Origin of the sequence: Anoxybacillus sp. MB8 (genome assembly GCF_011006755.1) — a bacterium.
Lineage (GTDB): Bacteria > Bacillota > Bacilli > Bacillales > Anoxybacillaceae > Anoxybacillus > Anoxybacillus gonensis.
Genome location: NZ_RXXX01000001.1, coordinates 86,727 through 103,685, shown reverse-complemented (window position 1 = coordinate 103,685; position 16,959 = coordinate 86,727). Strand labels below are relative to the sequence as shown.

At 38.8% G+C, this 16,959-nt stretch carries 20 protein-coding genes; 17 read left to right on the top strand and 3 right to left on the bottom strand.

Annotation, left to right across the window (positions count from 1 at the left end):
* Window positions 1–45: 45 nt before the first annotated feature.
* Window positions 46–867, bottom strand: a complete 822-nt coding sequence (proI, locus tag EKC99_RS00625; protein WP_006318101.1) for a pyrroline-5-carboxylate reductase ProI — start codon at window positions 865–867, stop codon at window positions 46–48.
* A 438-nt stretch (window positions 868–1,305) separates the two neighbouring features.
* Here proI and EKC99_RS00620 point away from each other — a divergent pair, with 438 nt between their 5' ends.
* From EKC99_RS00620 to EKC99_RS00610, 3 genes are read left to right on the top strand one after another with little or no spacing between them, the layout of a single operon-like run.
* Window positions 1,306–2,253 (top strand): MBL fold metallo-hydrolase, encoded by a 948-nt coding sequence (locus tag EKC99_RS00620; protein ID WP_009373839.1) that lies wholly within the window; start codon window positions 1,306–1,308, stop codon window positions 2,251–2,253.
* Complete coding sequence (locus tag EKC99_RS00615) at window positions 2,250–3,035, top strand: SDR family NAD(P)-dependent oxidoreductase (protein ID WP_163149889.1); 786 nt, start codon at window positions 2,250–2,252, stop codon at window positions 3,033–3,035. The genes EKC99_RS00620 and EKC99_RS00615 overlap by 4 nt, the downstream gene beginning before the upstream one ends.
* Window positions 3,036–3,046: 11 nt before the next feature.
* Window positions 3,047–3,364, top strand: a complete 318-nt coding sequence (locus EKC99_RS00610; RefSeq protein WP_019417013.1) for an iron-sulfur cluster biosynthesis family protein — start codon at window positions 3,047–3,049, stop codon at window positions 3,362–3,364.
* Between the two features lie 28 nt (window positions 3,365–3,392).
* Here the strand turns inward: EKC99_RS00610 and EKC99_RS00605 are convergent, their stop codons facing one another.
* On the bottom strand, window positions 3,393–3,599 hold the full coding sequence (locus EKC99_RS00605; RefSeq protein ID WP_163149887.1) for a CDGSH iron-sulfur domain-containing protein: 207 nt from the start codon (window positions 3,597–3,599) through the stop codon (window positions 3,393–3,395).
* Window positions 3,600–3,786: 187 nt separating this feature from the next.
* Here EKC99_RS00605 and EKC99_RS00600 point away from each other — a divergent pair, with 187 nt between their 5' ends.
* Window positions 3,787–4,902 (top strand): TIGR04053 family radical SAM/SPASM domain-containing protein, encoded by a 1,116-nt coding sequence (locus tag EKC99_RS00600; protein ID WP_163149885.1) that lies wholly within the window; start codon window positions 3,787–3,789, stop codon window positions 4,900–4,902.
* 10 nt (window positions 4,903–4,912) lie between these two features.
* On the opposite strand, the gene EKC99_RS00595 is transcribed toward EKC99_RS00600, so the two are convergent.
* The gene (locus tag EKC99_RS00595; protein ID WP_019418686.1) at window positions 4,913–5,401 is read right to left on the bottom strand and encodes a DUF6803 family protein; all 489 of its coding nucleotides are present in this window, start codon (window positions 5,399–5,401) and stop codon (window positions 4,913–4,915) included.
* Window positions 5,402–5,730: 329 nt separating this feature from the next.
* Between EKC99_RS00595 and EKC99_RS00590 the strand changes: the two genes are divergently transcribed.
* The 13 genes from EKC99_RS00590 (at window position 5,731) to EKC99_RS00530 (ending at window position 16,915) form a co-directional block, all read left to right on the top strand.
* Window positions 5,731–6,537, top strand: a complete 807-nt coding sequence (locus EKC99_RS00590; RefSeq protein ID WP_163149883.1) for a hypothetical protein — start codon at window positions 5,731–5,733, stop codon at window positions 6,535–6,537.
* Window positions 6,527–6,949: a cytochrome c maturation protein CcmE gene (locus EKC99_RS00585; RefSeq protein ID WP_163149880.1), complete on the top strand. Its 423-nt coding sequence runs from the start codon at window positions 6,527–6,529 to the stop codon at window positions 6,947–6,949. The genes EKC99_RS00590 and EKC99_RS00585 overlap by 11 nt, the downstream gene beginning before the upstream one ends.
* Before the next feature lie 11 nt (window positions 6,950–6,960).
* The gene (locus EKC99_RS00580) at window positions 6,961–8,910 is read left to right on the top strand and encodes a heme lyase CcmF/NrfE family subunit (protein WP_163149877.1); all 1,950 of its coding nucleotides are present in this window, start codon (window positions 6,961–6,963) and stop codon (window positions 8,908–8,910) included.
* Window positions 8,907–9,281 (top strand): cytochrome c-type biogenesis protein CcmH, encoded by a 375-nt coding sequence (locus tag EKC99_RS00575; RefSeq protein WP_163149874.1) that lies wholly within the window; start codon window positions 8,907–8,909, stop codon window positions 9,279–9,281. The genes EKC99_RS00580 and EKC99_RS00575 overlap by 4 nt, the downstream gene beginning before the upstream one ends.
* 92 nt (window positions 9,282–9,373) lie before the next feature.
* A complete protein-coding gene (gene ccmA, locus EKC99_RS00570; protein ID WP_163149871.1) occupies window positions 9,374–10,069 on the top strand; it encodes a heme ABC exporter ATP-binding protein CcmA in 696 nt (231 codons plus the stop codon).
* The gene (locus EKC99_RS00565; RefSeq protein WP_163149868.1) at window positions 10,066–10,728 is read left to right on the top strand and encodes a heme exporter protein CcmB; all 663 of its coding nucleotides are present in this window, start codon (window positions 10,066–10,068) and stop codon (window positions 10,726–10,728) included. Before ccmA ends, EKC99_RS00565 begins: the two co-directional genes overlap by 4 nt.
* 4 nt (window positions 10,729–10,732) lie before the next feature.
* Window positions 10,733–11,428 carry a cytochrome c biogenesis protein gene (locus EKC99_RS00560; RefSeq protein WP_163149865.1) on the top strand — a complete coding sequence of 232 codons (696 nt, stop codon included), beginning with the start codon at window positions 10,733–10,735 and terminating at the stop codon, window positions 11,426–11,428.
* A gap of 12 nt (window positions 11,429–11,440) precedes the next feature.
* On the top strand, window positions 11,441–11,593 hold the full coding sequence (locus tag EKC99_RS00555; RefSeq protein ID WP_163149862.1) for a CcmD family protein: 153 nt from the start codon (window positions 11,441–11,443) through the stop codon (window positions 11,591–11,593).
* Window positions 11,590–12,084, top strand: coding sequence for a TlpA family protein disulfide reductase (locus tag EKC99_RS00550; protein WP_163149858.1), 495 nt, complete (start codon window positions 11,590–11,592; stop codon window positions 12,082–12,084). Before EKC99_RS00555 ends, EKC99_RS00550 begins: the two co-directional genes overlap by 4 nt.
* A 62-nt stretch (window positions 12,085–12,146) precedes the next feature.
* Window positions 12,147–12,662, top strand: a complete 516-nt coding sequence (locus EKC99_RS00545; protein WP_163149856.1) for a NapC/NirT family cytochrome c — start codon at window positions 12,147–12,149, stop codon at window positions 12,660–12,662.
* A gap of 1 nt (window position 12,663) precedes the next feature.
* A complete protein-coding gene (locus EKC99_RS00540) occupies window positions 12,664–14,088 on the top strand; it encodes an ammonia-forming cytochrome c nitrite reductase subunit c552 (protein WP_163149853.1) in 1,425 nt (474 codons plus the stop codon).
* Window positions 14,089–14,275: 187 nt separating this feature from the next.
* Complete coding sequence (locus EKC99_RS00535) at window positions 14,276–15,448, top strand: nitrate/nitrite transporter (RefSeq protein WP_163149850.1); 1,173 nt, start codon at window positions 14,276–14,278, stop codon at window positions 15,446–15,448.
* Window positions 15,449–15,583: 135 nt separating this feature from the next.
* Window positions 15,584–16,915, top strand: a complete 1,332-nt coding sequence (locus EKC99_RS00530) for a NarK family nitrate/nitrite MFS transporter (protein ID WP_163149847.1) — start codon at window positions 15,584–15,586, stop codon at window positions 16,913–16,915.
* Window positions 16,916–16,959: the final 44 nt, after the last annotated feature.

The following is a 16,959-nucleotide window of genomic DNA, read 5'->3' as shown; positions in this document are numbered from 1 at the left end:
TAACAAATGATACCATGGGTGTTTGGAAAAGAAAAACAACTTGCACTATTGAACGGAAGAAAGCAATGCTTCGCCAAGTTCTTTTGATCGTTCAGTTGCTCGTTTAATGCATGCAATCATCGCTTCTTGGTAGCGATAACGTTCAAGTACCCCAATGCCAGCTTCTGTCGTTCCGCCTGGACTTGTTACTTCTTTGCGCAAAACGGAAGGATGTTTGTTTGTTGCTTTTAACATATGAGCAGCACCGATAATCGTTTGTAAAATAAGCTCTTTTGCAATATCGCGCTCAAGTCCAATTTCATCCGCTGCTTTTTCCATCGCTTCGACTAAATAGTAAACGTACGCCGGTCCACTACCCGATAGCCCTGTTACTGCGTGTAAATGCTTTTCATCAACAATCGTCACAATCCCGACCGTTTCAAATAGCTCTTTTGCCATGTGGACATGTTTATCTGTTGCATAGGCACCTTGTGCGAGCGCTGTGGCAGATTGCCCGATAGCTGCTGATGTATTTGGCATGGCACGAATGACAGGCATTTGTTTTCCGATGAGCGATGCAATCGTATCCGTCGTCACTCCCGCAAGCAATGAAATAATAAGTTGTTGTTCATGAAAAGCATGTGCGATCGGCGTTAAGCTTTCGGCAACGTCTTTTGGCTTCATCGCTAAAATAACGATATCAGCTTCTTTGACGGCTTGTTCTTTATTCGTTTCGATTCGTACCCCGTATGTTTGTTGCATATACGTCAGTCGCTCCATTCGAGAGCGATTCGTTACAATCATTTGTTTCGGCTCATATAGTGTCTGTGTCACTCCTGAAATGAGCGCTTCTGCCATCGACCCTGCACCGAGAAATGTGATCGTCATTTTTTTCTCCTCCTCGTCTCCAAAATAAAAAGACCTTTCGTCCGATAAAGGACGGAAAGGTCTTTATTTCCGCGGTACCACCTTTGTTGGCACAATGTGCCCACCTCTGATGCCGATATCGTCGGCAAGACGGTTAGGTTTGCCTAACTGCTCATAGGGTAGGTTCCATGATAAAGAGGGTAATGAAACCTTTCAGCCTATGGGTTTCACTCTCTTGTTACCGTTTATCATGTACTGGCCCTATTCATCGCTTTACACATATATGATTTGTTTGCAATTATGCATGAAAAACAAGCTTGTTGTCAATAGGTTATACGTTTTTATTTTCTGAATTTTTTAATAAATAAATAAAAATAAATGACAAACGAAAAAAATAAGTGTAAACTGATAAACAGACGAAACGAAAAGTTATGATGATATAATGAAGGAGCCGAAAAAATGGAACAGTTGCATCGCATTGTCGTCCCAACGCCATTTGCCGTTGGCGATGTCAATATGTATATTGTCAAAGGAGACCGTTTAACGCTTATTGATGCTGGGGTGAAAACGGAAGAAGCATGGCATGTCTTCGTTCGTGAATTACGCGAACTCGGCTATGAACCGGAAGATATTGAGCAAGTCATCATTACACATCACCATCCAGATCACGTCGGTTTACTCGATTATTTACCGCCGTCGCTTCCCGTTATTGGCCATCGCAAAGCTGCACCGTGGATTGCGAAAGATGCTGCTTTTTTTGCGTGGCATCAACAATATTTTGAGCAATTTTTAATTGAATGTGGAATTGGAGAAGAAGGGCTCGCGAAACTTGGAAACTTTCGACGCTCTCTCCGTTTTTCGTGCGAGCGCTCGCTCACCCAAGAAGTAAAAGAAGGGGATATGATTGAAGGCTGGACGGTTATCGAAACGCCAGGTCATGCACAAAGTCATATTGTATTATATCGTGAAGCAGATGGCTTGATGATTGGAGGAGATCATTTGTTAGCGACCATTTCATCTAATCCATTGTTAGAGCCGCCTGCGATCGGGAAACAAGAGCGCCCAAAACCACTTTTGCAATATAACGATTCATTAAAAAAACTACTGAATTACGACATTGCCACAATTGTTACAGGACATGGAGAAGATGTGACAGATGTTGCATCACTTGTCGAAAAGCGGCTTGAAAAACAAAAAGAGCGTGCACAATATGTATGGCAATTGTTAAGTGAAAAGCCAATGACGGCATTTGACGTATGTCGTGCGCTTTTTCCGTCCGTATATGAACGTGAATTTTTATTGACGATGTCCGAAACGATTGGTCAACTCGATTATTTAGAAGCGATCGGAGCAGTGAAAAAAGAAAAAGATGATCAAATATATATGTACGAAGTGGTGAGATCATGAATTTAGCAGGGAAATACGTCGTTATTACAGGAGCGTCGAGCGGCATTGGCGAACAAATTGCATACGAAGTAGCTAAACGTGGAGGAATACCGATATTGCTCGCTCGCTCAAAAGAAAAGTTGGCGCAAATCGCGCAACATATTGAACAAACGTACGGCATGTCTTGCTTATATGAACAGTTAGATGTCAGCAATCAAGAGGAAGTAGATGTTGTATTTGATCGATTACTTGCGTCTGTCGATATCGATATTCTCGTCAATAATGCCGGATTCGGTGTGTTTCGCTATGTCGAGCATATTGATTTGTTGGAAGCGAAGCAAATGTTTGATGTCAACGTACTCGGATTGATCGCGTGTACAAAAAAAGTGTACACACATATGATGAAAAAACGATCCGGCCACATTATTAATGTCGCATCTCAAGCAGGAAAAATTGCGACGCCGAAATCGAGCGTATATGCCGCAACAAAACATGCTGTCCTTGGATTTACAAATAGCTTGCGAATGGAAGCGTCCATGTATGGCATTTTTGTCACTGCTGTGAACCCTGGACCGATCGAAACAAACTTTTTTACCGTTGCTGATACGTCTGGGGAATATGTGAAAAACGTGAAACGATGGATGCTCCGCCCTGAATTTGTCGCAAAACGTATCGTTGATGTGATGCTTACTCCGACGCGCGAAGTGAATTTGCCGTTTTGGATGCATATAGGAAGTCGATTGTATCAATTATTTCCATCGGTCATCGAAAAAATGGGAAAACAGGCATTTTTAAAAAAGTAAGCGAGGTGTAAATGGTGAAAATTACGATAACAGAACGGGCGATCGAACAACTTCGCCGTGTTCGTGGAAACAAGCACGTCAAGCTGACATACGATACAGATGATTGCGGATGTGCCGTAAACGGAGTGCCTATGTTACTGCTTGTCAATCAATTAGACGAACATGATGTAGAGATTGAAACAAACGATATACCTATTTGGATGGAAAAACATCGGCTCATTTTTTTTGATGAACAAATGACGATTGATGTTGTTGATGGAGCAGGATGTTTTCAATTAAAAAGCCCGAATCAAATTTTAAATGCGCGCATGTCGCTTATGGAGCGTTGAAAAGACAAGCCCGGAATAAAAGCCGGGCTTATTCGTTTTTCGGAGCGCGAACGACGGATTGAAATTTTCCTTTATGAGCTGTATCACAAAATGGCATATTTTGTGAGAGCCCGCAACGACAGAGAGAAAATGTTTCTTTCGTTTCAAACTTGTTTCCTTCCATATCAATTAATTCAACATCTCCGGTTACACGAAATGAACCGTTATCCATCACTTTAATTTGCACTTTCGCCATATATCCCACCTCCTTGTATACCTTATATCGTATATACTATCTGTTTTATATCAGAAAAGCAAGAACGTGAATATTTGTCAGAACAGTGACAAGATAAATGGATATGATTTTTTGTGACCAATGTCACATGATATAAACATTCCTTCTTGTACAATGAGAAGTAGTGAGCGAATCGGAGGGATGAAATATGCGTGATTTTCAAAAAAATCCATTTATTGTTATATGGGAGTTAACGAGGGCGTGTCAGCTCAATTGTCTTCATTGTCGAGCCGAAGCACAGTATCATCGCGATCCGCGTGAATTAACGTTTGAAGAAGGAAAACAATTGATTAATGACATTTATGAGATGGATCAGCCTCTTCTCGTGTTTACAGGTGGAGATCCGCTTATGCGTCCAGATGTGTACGATATTGCTAAATATGCGATTGATAAAGGGCTTCGTGTATCAATGACCCCAAGTGCAACCCCAAACGTGACAAAAGAAGCTATCCGAAAAGCGAAAGAAGTAGGCCTTGCTCGTTGGGCATTTAGCTTAGATGGTCCGAATGCGGATATTCACGATCACTTTCGTGGGACGTCCGGTTCATTTGATTTAACGATGAAGGCGATTCAATATTTACACGAACTCGACATTCCAATCCAAATAAATACAGTCATCTCTCGTTATAACGTTCATGTGCTTGACGAGATGGTGCAACTTGTTGAAAAGCTCGGCTGCGTGCTTTGGAGCGTATTTTTTCTCGTACCGACGGGCAGGGGAAAAGAGACAGATATGATTTCGCCTGTTGAGCATGAAAAAGTGTTTCGCTGGCTTTACGAAACGAGCAAACGTGTACCGTTTGATATAAAAACAACAGCAGGACAACATTATCGTCGCGTTGTTTTGCAACAAAAAATGCGCGAACAGCAAATTCATGGCGACATTCGTTATGAAGATGTGTTAATGAAAGGATTAACTGGACAAGTAGACGGACTAGGGCGTGCTCCAAAAGGAGTAAACGATGGAAACGGTTTTGTATTTATTTCGCATATTGGTGACGTATATCCAAGTGGACTATTGCCTGTAAAAGCAGGGAATGTACGTGAACAATCGTTATCTCATATTTATCGCCATTCTCCAATTTTCAAACAGTTAAGAAATCCAGACGGATATAAAGGGAAATGTGGGGTATGTGAATTTCGTTACGTTTGTGGTGGGTCGCGTTCAAGAGCATATGCCGTTACAGGCGACTACTTAGCAAGCGAACCGTACTGCATCTACATCCCAAAAGCATGGCGTCAAAAAGAAAAGGTCGGCGAATAGCCGGCCTTTTTTACATGTTCATATGATGTCCTTGCCCATTTCCGAGGGATGGATCTAACATACCAAAAATCATGGCGATATGAGCGACAATTAAAAAAATACCAACGAATATAGCATGCATTTTTAATTTTTGTTCTTCGCTCCAATTTCGTCCAATAACATGTAAATCTAATAAAGTTAATCCAAAGAGAGGGATAACTCCTAATAAGTAAAATGTTACAGCAATAACATCAATCCACCCTCTCCATTCCCCATTCATTGTGAGTGGAATGACAGCTGTGATGAACAAATAAATGAAGACAAACAAAAAATAAATCCCACCTATAATGCTACATATTTTATTTACTTTTCGAATGTTTCCATCAAAACGTCTTGTAAAAAGAATGGCTAATTCAGTAATGGCAACAGTTTCAGCGAGTATCACGGGAATTGCCATGAATAAAATTAAATTCCATGGTTGATTAACGGCCAATAGCTCCATATAGTGCGTCATGCTCATATATGCTTCCTCCTTTATTTTTTTTGTTTCACATTGTATATAACAATAAATTGTGCATTTTTTTTGCAGAAACGAAGAAAAAATTGTGACTAATTCTATATTTTTAAAAAAATAGTTTGTGAATTAATGATCATTATGATTGTGCTCTAACAAAAAATTATAGCGCGAATAAAGTAAGGGAAATATGAACTTTATCACATTTCATGTTGTATTTTTCATGAAATGTGATATTGAACAAATTGTGAAAATATTATCATGTATACTCAAAAATTCCAAATATTTTTCTATACTAAATGTAGAAGATCGCTCAAAGAAACGAGGGGACAACAATGAGAAAGTATGTATATATTTTTACCTGTTTATTTTTCATATGTGTTCATTCTGTAGCTGCACAAGAAAATGTTTTTGTACTAGAAAATGCGTTGATACAAGTGATGCCAGAGTATGCAAATCATCCAAACGATCGAAGTAATAAGCCGTCCGTGTTAGTCGGAATGCATCTTTCGTTTCGAAATGTAAGTAAACAAAAACAAAAAGGAGCAATCGTCATCCCACTTCCAACAAAAGAAAAAGGGTTCCGAATTGGGTATGTTGCTCAGTATGTAAACGATGAGCCAGAAGAAATAGATTATGTACTTGATCTAGAAAAAGGGTATATTTCTTTTGAAGTAAATAAAGAAATTCAATCAAATGAGCGTTACGATGTTGTCATTGAATACTACACAAAAAATATAAAGCTAGAAAAAAAGAAACGGATGATCACTTACACATATCATCATTTGTTACCTATTGAACATATGAAAATCATTTTTTACCAACCATTGAAAGCGGATGGTTTCAAAATAACCCCTTCGCCACAATATTATGAAGAAAACAGTTATGGAATGGGAATGTATTTATATGAATTGACAAAACTCCAGCAAGGAGATGTAAAAACGTTCGATATTACATATTCTCGAGAAGATATGCGTCCCACGTACGAATTACTTAATGAATATCACGGAAATCAAAAAGAACAAAAGAATAAAACATTACCACCTATGTTAGTAGCTAGTGCTGTCGTTGGCGGAAGTTTATTTTCAATTACAACGATGATTTTTACGCTTTACAAAAGGAGGATGAAAAATGGGAAATAAAAAAATTGCCATTGGGATATGCTTCATCGTTTTGGCCATTGGTATGTTGTTATTTACATCTATGCCTTCTGCAAGCGTTGTAGAAGTGAAATTGAAAGATTTAACAAAAAGCGAACAATATGAAAATGAATATGTGTTAACACAAGGAATGCTCAAACAATCTTCTGTACAATGGGATGCGAAACGTACGCAATTATCGTTTGAGTTATATGATGAAAAAGAAACGATCCAAGTGCGTTACACGGGGGCGAAACCTGATAATTTTTCTGATGGAGTCATCGTCATTATCGAAGGAAAATGGCGTAATAACATATTTTACGCTGAAAAACTTCAGACGAAATGCCCATCAAAATATGAAGGGGAGGATATGAAAAATTACGATAAAGAAATGCATAAAAAACTTTTAGATTGAGGCGGTGCTTTATGTATATATTGGGATACACAACCATGATCGCTAGCTTTATTTTTTCACTATATGGCCTTTGGGCGTATGGATATGGGATAAAGAAGAAAAAAGAAACGTATGTGGAGAGCGGTAAAGGTGCTGTTTTTGCTGTTTTTGTTACAGCGACTATCGGAATTTGTTTACTTGTTTATTTACTAGTAACCAACCATTTTGAGTATAAATATGTCGCCGCATATACGAATTCATCATTAGCGTGGTTTTACCGTTTTTGCGCGCTTTGGGCAGGGAATGCAGGATCTCTTCTTCTATGGGCATTTTTGCTTAGTTTATTTGCTTTCATTATCGCATATTCGAAACGTACGCAGGCACATGCTTTAACGCCGTATGCGCTTCTCGTTTTACTCATGAATCTTGTATTTTTCTTTCTCGTTTTATCAATAAGCGAAAATCCGTTTAAAATGACAAAAACGATTCCGTTAGATGGAAATGGTCTGAATCCGATGTTGTTACATCCGGGAATGATCATTCACCCTGTTTCCACATATGTCGGTTATGTTACTTTAGCGGTCCCATTTGCTTATACAATTGGAGTTCTTTTTCAAAGGGATTGGAGTGCAATATGGGTTCCCCTTATAAGAAAATGGACGCTCATCGCATGGGTTAGTTTAACGATTGGGAATCTAGTCGGTGCATGGTGGGCTTATGTCGAATTAGGATGGGGGGGATATTGGGCTTGGGATCCTGTTGAGAATGCTTCGTTTATGCCATGGTTAACGACAACGGCATTGTTACATTCACTCATGATGCAAGAGAAAAAACAAATGTTGAAAGGATGGAACGTAGCACTCGTTATTGTATCGTACTTTCTTTCACTGTTTGGAACATTTATTGTGCGAAGCGGCGTGTTAACATCTGTTCATGCTTTTTCAAATTCAACGTTAGGAACATATTTCCTCGTGTTTATTATCGTTATGTTTATCGTTACGATGTATGTCGTTGCTGATCGCGCACATGTATGGAAACAAAACAAAGTAGTGATCGAACATATTTTTTCAAAAGAAATGAGCTTTTTAGTTGCGAATTTAATTTTCATCGGCGGAATGATAGCAATTTTCTGGGGAACCATTTTTCCACTTGTATCGGAAACGGTAATGGGAAAAAAAGTGAATGTCGGCGCTCCGTATTTCAATGAAGTGACAGCACCTATTTTTCTAGCACTCATCTTATTGATGGCCATTTGTCCCATTGTTCCGTGGAAATCAGCATTTATTCCGGTTATGTTGCGGCGCTTAAGCATACCTGCAATTGTAAGCGGATGTATCGTTGTAGCGCTATATGTCATGGGGAAAAAAGATTTATACGTCACTTTGGCATGTTTCATCGTTACGTTCATGATCGTTGTACACATCATAGAGTTATTTAGCGATGTATGGAAAAAGAAAAAAAGAGCGCAACAATCGATTGTTCATGTACTTGTTCATTTATTAAGGCATAACAGCCGCAAGTATGGAGGATACATCGTTCATATCGGTATTGCTTTCATCGCTTTTGGGGTGATTGGCTCACAGGCATATAGCGAAGAAATGATGAAAACGCTGTCACTTGGGGAAAGTGTGAAAATTGGAGACTATAAATTGTTGTATAAGTCATTAGATGAACGGTATGAAAAAGATAAAGATGTTGTGTATGCAACGCTAAAAGTACATGAGGATAATGAGAAGACGAATGTGTTAGAGGTAGAAAAATGGTTTTATCATCATTGGAAGGAACCTTCAAGTGAAGTTGCTTTACAGTCGAACGTATTTGAAGATTTATATATTGTGTTAAGTTCATGGGAAAGCGACCGAAGTGCAACATTTTTAATAAAAATAAACCCGCTCGTTTCATGGATTTGGATCGGGGGAGTGATCATGATGATTGGAGCCGTGATTGCGATGACGCATCCGATGAAAGGGGGGAGAAAATGATAAAAAAGCTTTGGTTCAGTTTCTTTTTAGCATGTATTTTACCAGTTAGCGTCTTCGCCCAAACGTATGATTACAATTCTAAAGTATTTCAACGTATTGTGAATCAATTGGCTATGCAAGGGCATAAAGAACACGATCTCGCTACGTGCACAGTAAAGCAACAGTATTACAAAGAAGTTCTTGATATGTTGAATAAAGGAAAAAGTGAAGATGAAATTTTAAATTATTATGTTGAACAATTGGGAGAACAAGCGCTTGTCGTTCCGCAAAAAAGTGGATTTAGCTTAACTGCTTGGGTTGTACCTATAGCCATCTTCATGTTCGGGGCGTTTGTCATTTATCGAACGGTTCGTCGGAAAGAGGGGAACTAAATGGAATATATGTATATCGTTATAAGTATTGCCGTTGTTACAGGATGTTCATATTTTATCGTTAGCCCGTTTTTTAAAAAGAGGGAGAGCGAATGATTGTTTTACAAAACGTTCAAAAAAAGCTCGGTATGCGCCCGATACTACGACACATTAACATGGAAGTAAAACCAGGGGATTGTTTCTCCATTGTTGGACCGAATGGCGCCGGAAAAACAACGCTTCTCAAAGTTTTTGCATGTATTCATAAAGCTGATGAAGGAAATGTGTATTGGAACGGTCGAGACGTATATAAACAGTTAGCACAATATAAAAGACATGTTGGATGGATTTCACATCATCACTTTCTATATGAAAATTTCACTCCAATAGAAAATTTACGATTTTACAGTGAGTTGTACGGAGTAAAAAACCGTGAAGAAACGATTAAAAGATGGCTAAAAATTGTCGATTTATATGTGTTTAAGGATATCCCTGTACGTACATTTTCAAAAGGAATGAAACAGCGGCTATCTTTAGCGCGTGCGCTATTACATGAACCGAGCATTTTGCTTCTCGACGAACCGTTTACGGGGTTAGATCAAGATGGAGTGCAATTGCTTTTCCACTTGTTGAAACAAGAAAGAGAGAAACAATCAACGATTATGATGGTGACACATGATTTTAGTCATATTGAAAAAATAAGCAATAAAGTCGTTTTTCTATACAAAGGAACAATAGCTACTGAAAGTGTGCAAACAAAAGCGGAACATATAAGAGAAATTTACAAAACATTGGTGGATGAACCATGAACATAAAACGAATATGGACGATTACGAAAAAAGAGCTTTACTACGAGTATAAAGAGAAGCAAAACGTCATGTTCATTCTCGTTTTTGCACTATTAATGATTACAACGTATAGTTTTTCCTTTACGATTACACAAGATTTATTGAAGCAAATTACGCCCGGTTTTATTTGGATTGTGACCATTTTTACAGGTATGATGTGTTTTGAACGTTCTATGTCCTATGAGTTATATAATGATTGTTTTACAGGGTTGCTCGTTGCGCCAATTGAAAAAAATGCAATTTACATGGGGAAAACAATCGCAAATTTTATTATTCTTTTTTGCACGAATGTCATCGTTGTTCCACTTTTATTTATATTATTTGATTTTCGTTATTATCATCATCTTTCCCTTTTCTTCGTTGTCATGATCGTTGGTTTATTTGGCTTTTCGATTGTCGGTACATTTTTAGCATGTATATCAAACAAAGTATTGTTTTATATTTTGCTTTTACCGATGATCAGTCCATTGCTTATTGCAGGAGCGCAGTCTACAAAAATATTGTTTCTTGCTGAAAATCAAATTTATGATACGTTCAGTTGGCTAAAGATGATGATTGCGTATGATTGCATCTTTTTTACCGTCTGTTACTGGTTAATCGATTTTGTATTAGGAGAGTGAGGAGATGAAGAAACTTGATGCCATTTTGCTTGCGTGTGCGACAGTTTGTATGCTCATCGCATTATACATGGTGTTTATTTGGTCACCGATCGAAGTACAAATGGGGGTTGTACAAAAAATTTTTTACATTCACGTATCATCAGCGTGGGTAAGTTTCTTAGCATTTTTGGTCGTATTCATTTGTAGCTTGCTCGTCATTTGGAAATCGAATGAGTTAGCTTATCACGTAGCGGGAGTGTCAGCAGAAATTGGTGTCGTGTTCACAGCCATTGTACTAACGACGGGGCCCATTTGGGCGCGTAGTGCATGGAATACATGGTGGACGTGGGAACCACGGTTAACGACAACGTTGATTTTGTTCTTTATGTATATCGGTTATTTACTGTTGCGTCAATCCGATGGAGAACGACATAAAGTTGCTCGTTTTTCTTCAGCATTCGGTCTCGTGGCGTTCGTTAACGTTCCGATTGTGTTTATGGCTATTCGTTGGTGGAACTCTCGCTTGCATCCTGTTGTTTTTGGAGATGGAAAAAATCAAAAGGGCGGAGGGATAGAACCGGAAATGTTGTTCACATTAATTGTTTGTGTGGTGGCGATGACGCTTCTTTATGTTGTTCTCGTTAGAAAAGGTGTTCGCATTGCACGAATGAAAGAAAAAGTAAAAATGTATATGGAACAAGTGTATACACACTTTTCATAAGGGGGTTATCAAATGATTTATTTATTTAGTGCTTACGCAGCGGCATGGTTTATCATTTTTTCATACTTGTTCTTTCTTTTTCGTCGTGAAAACAAACTGAACGAACAGTTACAATTTATTGAACATTTTCTGCAAGAAAAACAGAATAGGAAGATGGTGAAATGAAAAAAAAAGTATGGTGGTTTGCGACATTTATGATAATAGTTATGATTGCTGTGCTCGTTGTCAATAAAAAACAAGAAAAGCTTCATGTTGGCGATATTGTTGAAGAAGTTCAATTACCAACGTTAGACGGTCAAATATGGAAAGTGGAAGAAACGAGGGGAAAAGTAACGGTGTTAAACTTTTTCGCTACATGGTGCGAACCGTGTGAAGAAGAGCTTCCTGAATTAGAAGCTTTTCATAAACAATATAAACAAGCGAACATATTTGTTATTTCAAAAGGTGAACCAAAAAGTTGGGTACAACAGTTTGTTCATAAGCATCAAACTTCTCTGCCTTTTTTACTCGATGTGGATGAAAAAGTTTCAAAGCGATTCCAAATTGTTGGGCAACCGGAAACGGTCATTCTTGATCGCGACGGTGTCATTCGTGAAAAGATTGTCGGTCCGGTCACAAAAGAAACACTCATTGAAAAAATTGAAGCGATGCAATGATAACAACGCTTCGTTTGGAGCGTTGTCATAGATCATCATGGAAGGAGAAAGGAGGTGAGAGCATGTGGAAGAAGCTGTTCAGTCTTGATAAAAAGGTGCTCGTTATCGTCTTCCTATTTGTTGGAATTGTTGGCACAGTGGCGACTGCAGAAACGTTGAGTTATACAGACTCGGCGCAATTTTGTAGCAACTGTCACATCATGAATGAAGCGCATGATTCGTTTGCGGCATCGACGCACGCAAATGTAGCATGTAACGATTGTCACTTGCCACACGATAGCGTAGTAAATAAGCTTGTTTTTAAGGCAAAAGCAGGCATGACACACGTTTACTTTAACACGTTAGGTTCTGAAAAAATACCGAAAGTGCTTCATGCAACAACAGCTTCAAAAGATGTCATTAATAAAAATTGCATAAGTTGTCACGAAGCAACGATTCAAAACGTCTCGCATGACGCAAAAGAAAACTGTTTTAGCTGTCATCGCGACGTCCCACATGGAAAGGCGACATTTAAAACAAAAGAATTTGATGAACAATTGCCTTCGGGAACATTATTAAATAGAAAAGGAGGGTTTTAAGGTGATGAAACGGGCTTTCATGCTTCTTGGGTCGCTTCTTCTTATCCTTGTTGGTTGTAGTCAAACAGAGGAAGCGGCCAAACAAAGCAAAAGCACAGGACTTGCGAAAGATGAATATCGCAACGAAGCATTTAAAGATTTGTTTCCGTTACATTATGAAAGTTATATGAAAAACAAACAAGAAGAAGATACGAAATATAACGGATCTGTCAAACGTAGCAAGTTTGAACATGATAAAGAGCCGTATTTACCAATTTTATTTAATGGATTTGGTTTTGCGACAGAATACAACGAAGATCGTGGTCACGTGTATGCAACAGAAGATGTACGCAATATTAAACGGATTACCGACAAATCAGTCGGATCGTGCTTAACTTGTAAAAGTACAGCTGTACCAAAATTAATTGAAGAAATGGGCGATAATTATTGGGGGGCAAACTTTAATCAAGTCATTTGGCCGAAGGCAGAGGCCATGGGACATTCCCCAATTGGTTGTTCCGATTGCCACGACCCACAAACGATGGATTTACGAATTACACGTCCAAGTTTTATTGAAGCAATGAAAACTCGTGGTGTCGATGTCACGAAAGCAACGAAAAACGAAATGCGCTCATATGTATGTGCGCAATGCCATGTAGAGTACTATTTTGAGCCATCGAAATCAAAAGTAACATTCCCATGGGCAAAAGGATTTAAACCTGAAGAAATGTATGCGTATTATGAGGAGATTGGTAAACAGCAAGGATTTGAAAAAGACTGGATTCATAACGTGTCAGGAACACCGATGTTAAAAGCACAACATCCAGAGTTTGAGACATGGATTGAAGGACCTCACGGAAAAGCAGGGGTGTCTTGTGCAGATTGCCATATGCCGTATGAACGGGTAGACGGCAAAAAGAAAATTACGTCCCATTACTGGACATCGCCATTAAAAACGATTGAACAATCTTGTTTAACATGTCACGCGGATAAATCAAAAGAATGGATAAAGACGCGTGTAGAAGAAATTCAAACGACGCATATGGAAATGCTCCATAAAGCGGAAGAAGTATCAGTGTTTGCGCATTATTATGTGAATAAAATGATTACAGCAAAAGTAGACGAATCAAAAATTAAAGCAGCCCAAGAACATATAAGAAAAGGTCAATGGTATTGGGATATCGTCGCTGCAGAAAACTCAACAGGATTCCATAATCCACAAGGAACGATGGCGACGTTGAGCAAGTCCATTGATGAATCTAATCAAGCCATTTTAATTGCGACAGAAGAGTTAATGAAAAAAGGAATTGACGTAGATAAGCTGAAAAAAGAAATTGAGGAGCGGATGGAAGCTGTCTATAATGAAGCGGATCCATTTAAGAAAAAAGATCATGCCATTACAGACAGTTTTCCAGGTCAAACTCCGCCTCCTCCAGCAAAAAAGTAAGGTAAAGAGGGGACCCGGCATCCCCTCTTTTTCATCTTATTGTGATTTACATCATGTTGCAAGTGAAAAGAAAGAACGTATGAAAGTTTTGTGAACATAACAAAAATTGTGAACAATATAACAGTAGCAATTGATAAATTTTTTTACGATAAAATTGTCAAATGATAAAACGAAGGGGGAAATCGAAATGGAGCGATTCAAACAGTTTCTCCGAGTGGGGCATTTACTAACACTTCTCGCATCTTTTTTGTACTTTGATATTAGTTTTATGATCTGGGTAATTCTTGGGGCAACAGGGACGTTTATTGTGGAAGACTTAGGCTTGACACCTGCACAAAAAGGAATGATGGTAGCGATCCCGGTATTAGGAGGGGCATTGCTTCGTATTCCAATGGGACTACTAGCAGACCGATTCGGTGGTAAGAAAATGGGAATGATCGGAATGGCTTTGACATCTATCCCTCTTTTATGGGGTTGGCTTGTTGCTGATACATTGACACAAATTTATGCGCTTGGATTGTTATTAGGCGTTGCAGGGGCTAGTTTTGCCGTCGCTCTTCCTTTGGCAAGCCGTTGGTACCCGAAAGAACATCAAGGGTTGGCGATGGGAATTGCAGGTGCGGGAAATAGCGGAACAGTTTTGGCGATGTTGTTTGGCCCGCGCATTGCAGAAGCGTATGGCTGGAATAGTGTATTTGGATTAGCGCTCATTCCTCTCTTTGTTGCTTTTATTGTATTTATCATCTTCGCAAAAGAATGTCCGACTGCGGTAAAACCAGCAAAAATATCGGAATATACGCGCGTGATGAAAATGAAGGAAACGTGGTTGTTTAGCTTTTTTTATAGCTTATCTTTTGGTGGATTTGTCGGAATGACGAGCTATTTAACACTATTCTTTTTCGATCAATACGGAGTAGATAAAGTGACGGCAGGAGATTTTGTGACGCTTGTCGTATTTGCGGGAAGCTTTGTTCGGCCAATTGGTGGCTATTTAGCTGATAAATATGGTGGAATGAAATTGCTCGTTTGGTTATTTACAGGCGCTACTGTGACGTTAGCCGTTGTTGGTATGCTCCCGCCTGTTTATGTTGCGTTAACTCTTTTATTTATTACACTTATTTTTTTCGGTACAGCAAATGGTGCACTATTTCAAGTTATTCCAACTATATTTCCTAAAGAGGTTGGACTATTAACAGGTTTCGTTGGAGCTGCTGGCGGTTTAGGAGGCTTCTTTTTACCGAATATTTTAGGTATGTTTAAACAATGGACGAATTCGTATTCATATGGCTTTTGGTGGGTAGCAGCAACTATGTTTGTTGCAATGTTTATCATGAGACGATTGCGAAAAACAATCGCTTAAACATTATTTTTTAACATTGTATGAACGTTTGAAAATATGTGATACGTATCACATTCTTATTGACACTCTTTCTTTATGATAAAAGTACAGCAATTATTTTTACAATCATACTTCAAAAAAGGAGAGACGATCATTATGAGTCAAACATTGAAAACGGCTTCAGATCATGTTGAACGGAAAAGCCGCATCGGTTCATATTGGAACCCAGAAGATCCTGTGTTTTGGGAAAAAGAAGGGAAAAAACATGCTCGTCGAAATCTTTGGATCTCTGTTCCAACGTTAATGTTGGCATTTATCGTTTGGCAAATTTGGTCCATTGTTGCAGCAAGACTAAATGACATTGGCTTTCAATTTACACAAAGTCAATTGTTTACGTTAGCTGCTGTTCCAGGACTTGTTGGAGCAACACTACGCTTCGTTTACACATTTGCTATTGGAAAATTTGGAGGAAGAAACTGGACAATTTTCTCGACAGGGATATTGCTCATCCCAGCTATTGGTGTTGGGTTAGCGGTACAAAATCCAGATACACCGTATTGGGTCATGTTACTATTAGCAACTCTCTGTGGACTTGGTGGCGGAAACCTTTCGTCTTCAGCAGCTAACATTAGCTTTTTCTTCCCGAAAAAAGAAAAAGGAACAGCACTTGGTATTAATGTTGGTTTCGGGAATATGGGTGTATCTGTCGTTCAGTTCGTTACACCACTTATTATAACAATTGGTGTATTTGGAGCACTTGGTGGCGAACCACAAGTACTCGCAGACGGTTCAAAAGTTTGGTTACAAAATGCGGCATTTATTTGGGTTATTCCCATTTTGTTCTTTACTATTTTGGCGTATTTCGGTATGGATAACTTACCAAACACTAAACAATCAGTGTCTGAACAATTTGTAATCGTGAAACGAAAACATACATGGATTATGACATGGTTATATGTTGCGACATTCGGCTCATTTATCGGATATGCGGCAGCGTTTCCACTTTTATTAAAATCACAATTCCCAGAACACGTATCGCTTGCCTTTTTAGGAGCGTTTTTGGCAGCGGCATTCCGTCCGGTTGGGGGATGGTTGTCCGATAAGTTAGGTGGAGCGCGTATCACGAACTACGTTTTAATCGTCATGGGTCTTGGTGCTGCGGCAGTCATGTATTTTACAACGGAAAAACACTTTATCGGATTTATCGTATCTTTCTTAATTTTATTTATTGCTGCAGGGATGGGATCAGGATCGACATTCCAAATGATTCCGATTATCTTCCCGCCGAAAGAAGCGGCACCTGTTCTTGGTTTTACAGCAGCATTTGCCGCATATGGCTCATTCTTCATTCCGAAACTATTCGGCTGGGCAGCTCAAAATACAGGGACACCAATTACAGCATTTTACTTCTTTATCGCATTTTATGTTGTATCGCTTGCATTAAACTGGTATTATTATGCTAGAAAAAATGCAGAAGTGAAATGTTAGAAGAATAGAAGGGGATATCTATAATAGATATTCCCTTTTATTGA

Excerpts from the sequence above, each read along its gene's own strand:
- proI (WP_006318101.1), bottom strand. The coding sequence starts at position 867 with ATGACGATCACATTTCTCGGTGCAGGGTCGATGGCAGAAGCGCTCATT.
- EKC99_RS00620 (WP_009373839.1), top strand. The coding sequence starts at position 1,306 with ATGGAACAGTTGCATCGCATTGTCGTCCCAACGCCATTTGCCGTTGGC.
- EKC99_RS00615 (WP_163149889.1), top strand. The coding sequence starts at position 2,250 with ATGAATTTAGCAGGGAAATACGTCGTTATTACAGGAGCGTCGAGCGGC.
- EKC99_RS00610 (WP_019417013.1), top strand. The coding sequence starts at position 3,047 with ATGGTGAAAATTACGATAACAGAACGGGCGATCGAACAACTTCGCCGT.
- EKC99_RS00605 (WP_163149887.1), bottom strand. The coding sequence starts at position 3,599 with ATGGCGAAAGTGCAAATTAAAGTGATGGATAACGGTTCATTTCGTGTA.
- EKC99_RS00600 (WP_163149885.1), top strand. The coding sequence starts at position 3,787 with ATGCGTGATTTTCAAAAAAATCCATTTATTGTTATATGGGAGTTAACG.
- EKC99_RS00595 (WP_019418686.1), bottom strand. The coding sequence starts at position 5,401 with ATGAGCATGACGCACTATATGGAGCTATTGGCCGTTAATCAACCATGG.
- EKC99_RS00590 (WP_163149883.1), top strand. The coding sequence starts at position 5,731 with ATGAGAAAGTATGTATATATTTTTACCTGTTTATTTTTCATATGTGTT.
- EKC99_RS00585 (WP_163149880.1), top strand. The coding sequence starts at position 6,527 with ATGGGAAATAAAAAAATTGCCATTGGGATATGCTTCATCGTTTTGGCC.
- EKC99_RS00580 (WP_163149877.1), top strand. The coding sequence starts at position 6,961 with ATGTATATATTGGGATACACAACCATGATCGCTAGCTTTATTTTTTCA.
- EKC99_RS00575 (WP_163149874.1), top strand. The coding sequence starts at position 8,907 with ATGATAAAAAAGCTTTGGTTCAGTTTCTTTTTAGCATGTATTTTACCA.
- ccmA (WP_163149871.1), top strand. The coding sequence starts at position 9,374 with ATGATTGTTTTACAAAACGTTCAAAAAAAGCTCGGTATGCGCCCGATA.
- EKC99_RS00565 (WP_163149868.1), top strand. The coding sequence starts at position 10,066 with ATGAACATAAAACGAATATGGACGATTACGAAAAAAGAGCTTTACTAC.
- EKC99_RS00560 (WP_163149865.1), top strand. The coding sequence starts at position 10,733 with ATGAAGAAACTTGATGCCATTTTGCTTGCGTGTGCGACAGTTTGTATG.
- EKC99_RS00555 (WP_163149862.1), top strand. The coding sequence starts at position 11,441 with ATGATTTATTTATTTAGTGCTTACGCAGCGGCATGGTTTATCATTTTT.
- EKC99_RS00550 (WP_163149858.1), top strand. The coding sequence starts at position 11,590 with ATGAAAAAAAAAGTATGGTGGTTTGCGACATTTATGATAATAGTTATG.
- EKC99_RS00545 (WP_163149856.1), top strand. The coding sequence starts at position 12,147 with ATGTGGAAGAAGCTGTTCAGTCTTGATAAAAAGGTGCTCGTTATCGTC.
- EKC99_RS00535 (WP_163149850.1), top strand. The coding sequence starts at position 14,276 with ATGGAGCGATTCAAACAGTTTCTCCGAGTGGGGCATTTACTAACACTT.
- EKC99_RS00530 (WP_163149847.1), top strand. The coding sequence starts at position 15,584 with ATGAGTCAAACATTGAAAACGGCTTCAGATCATGTTGAACGGAAAAGC.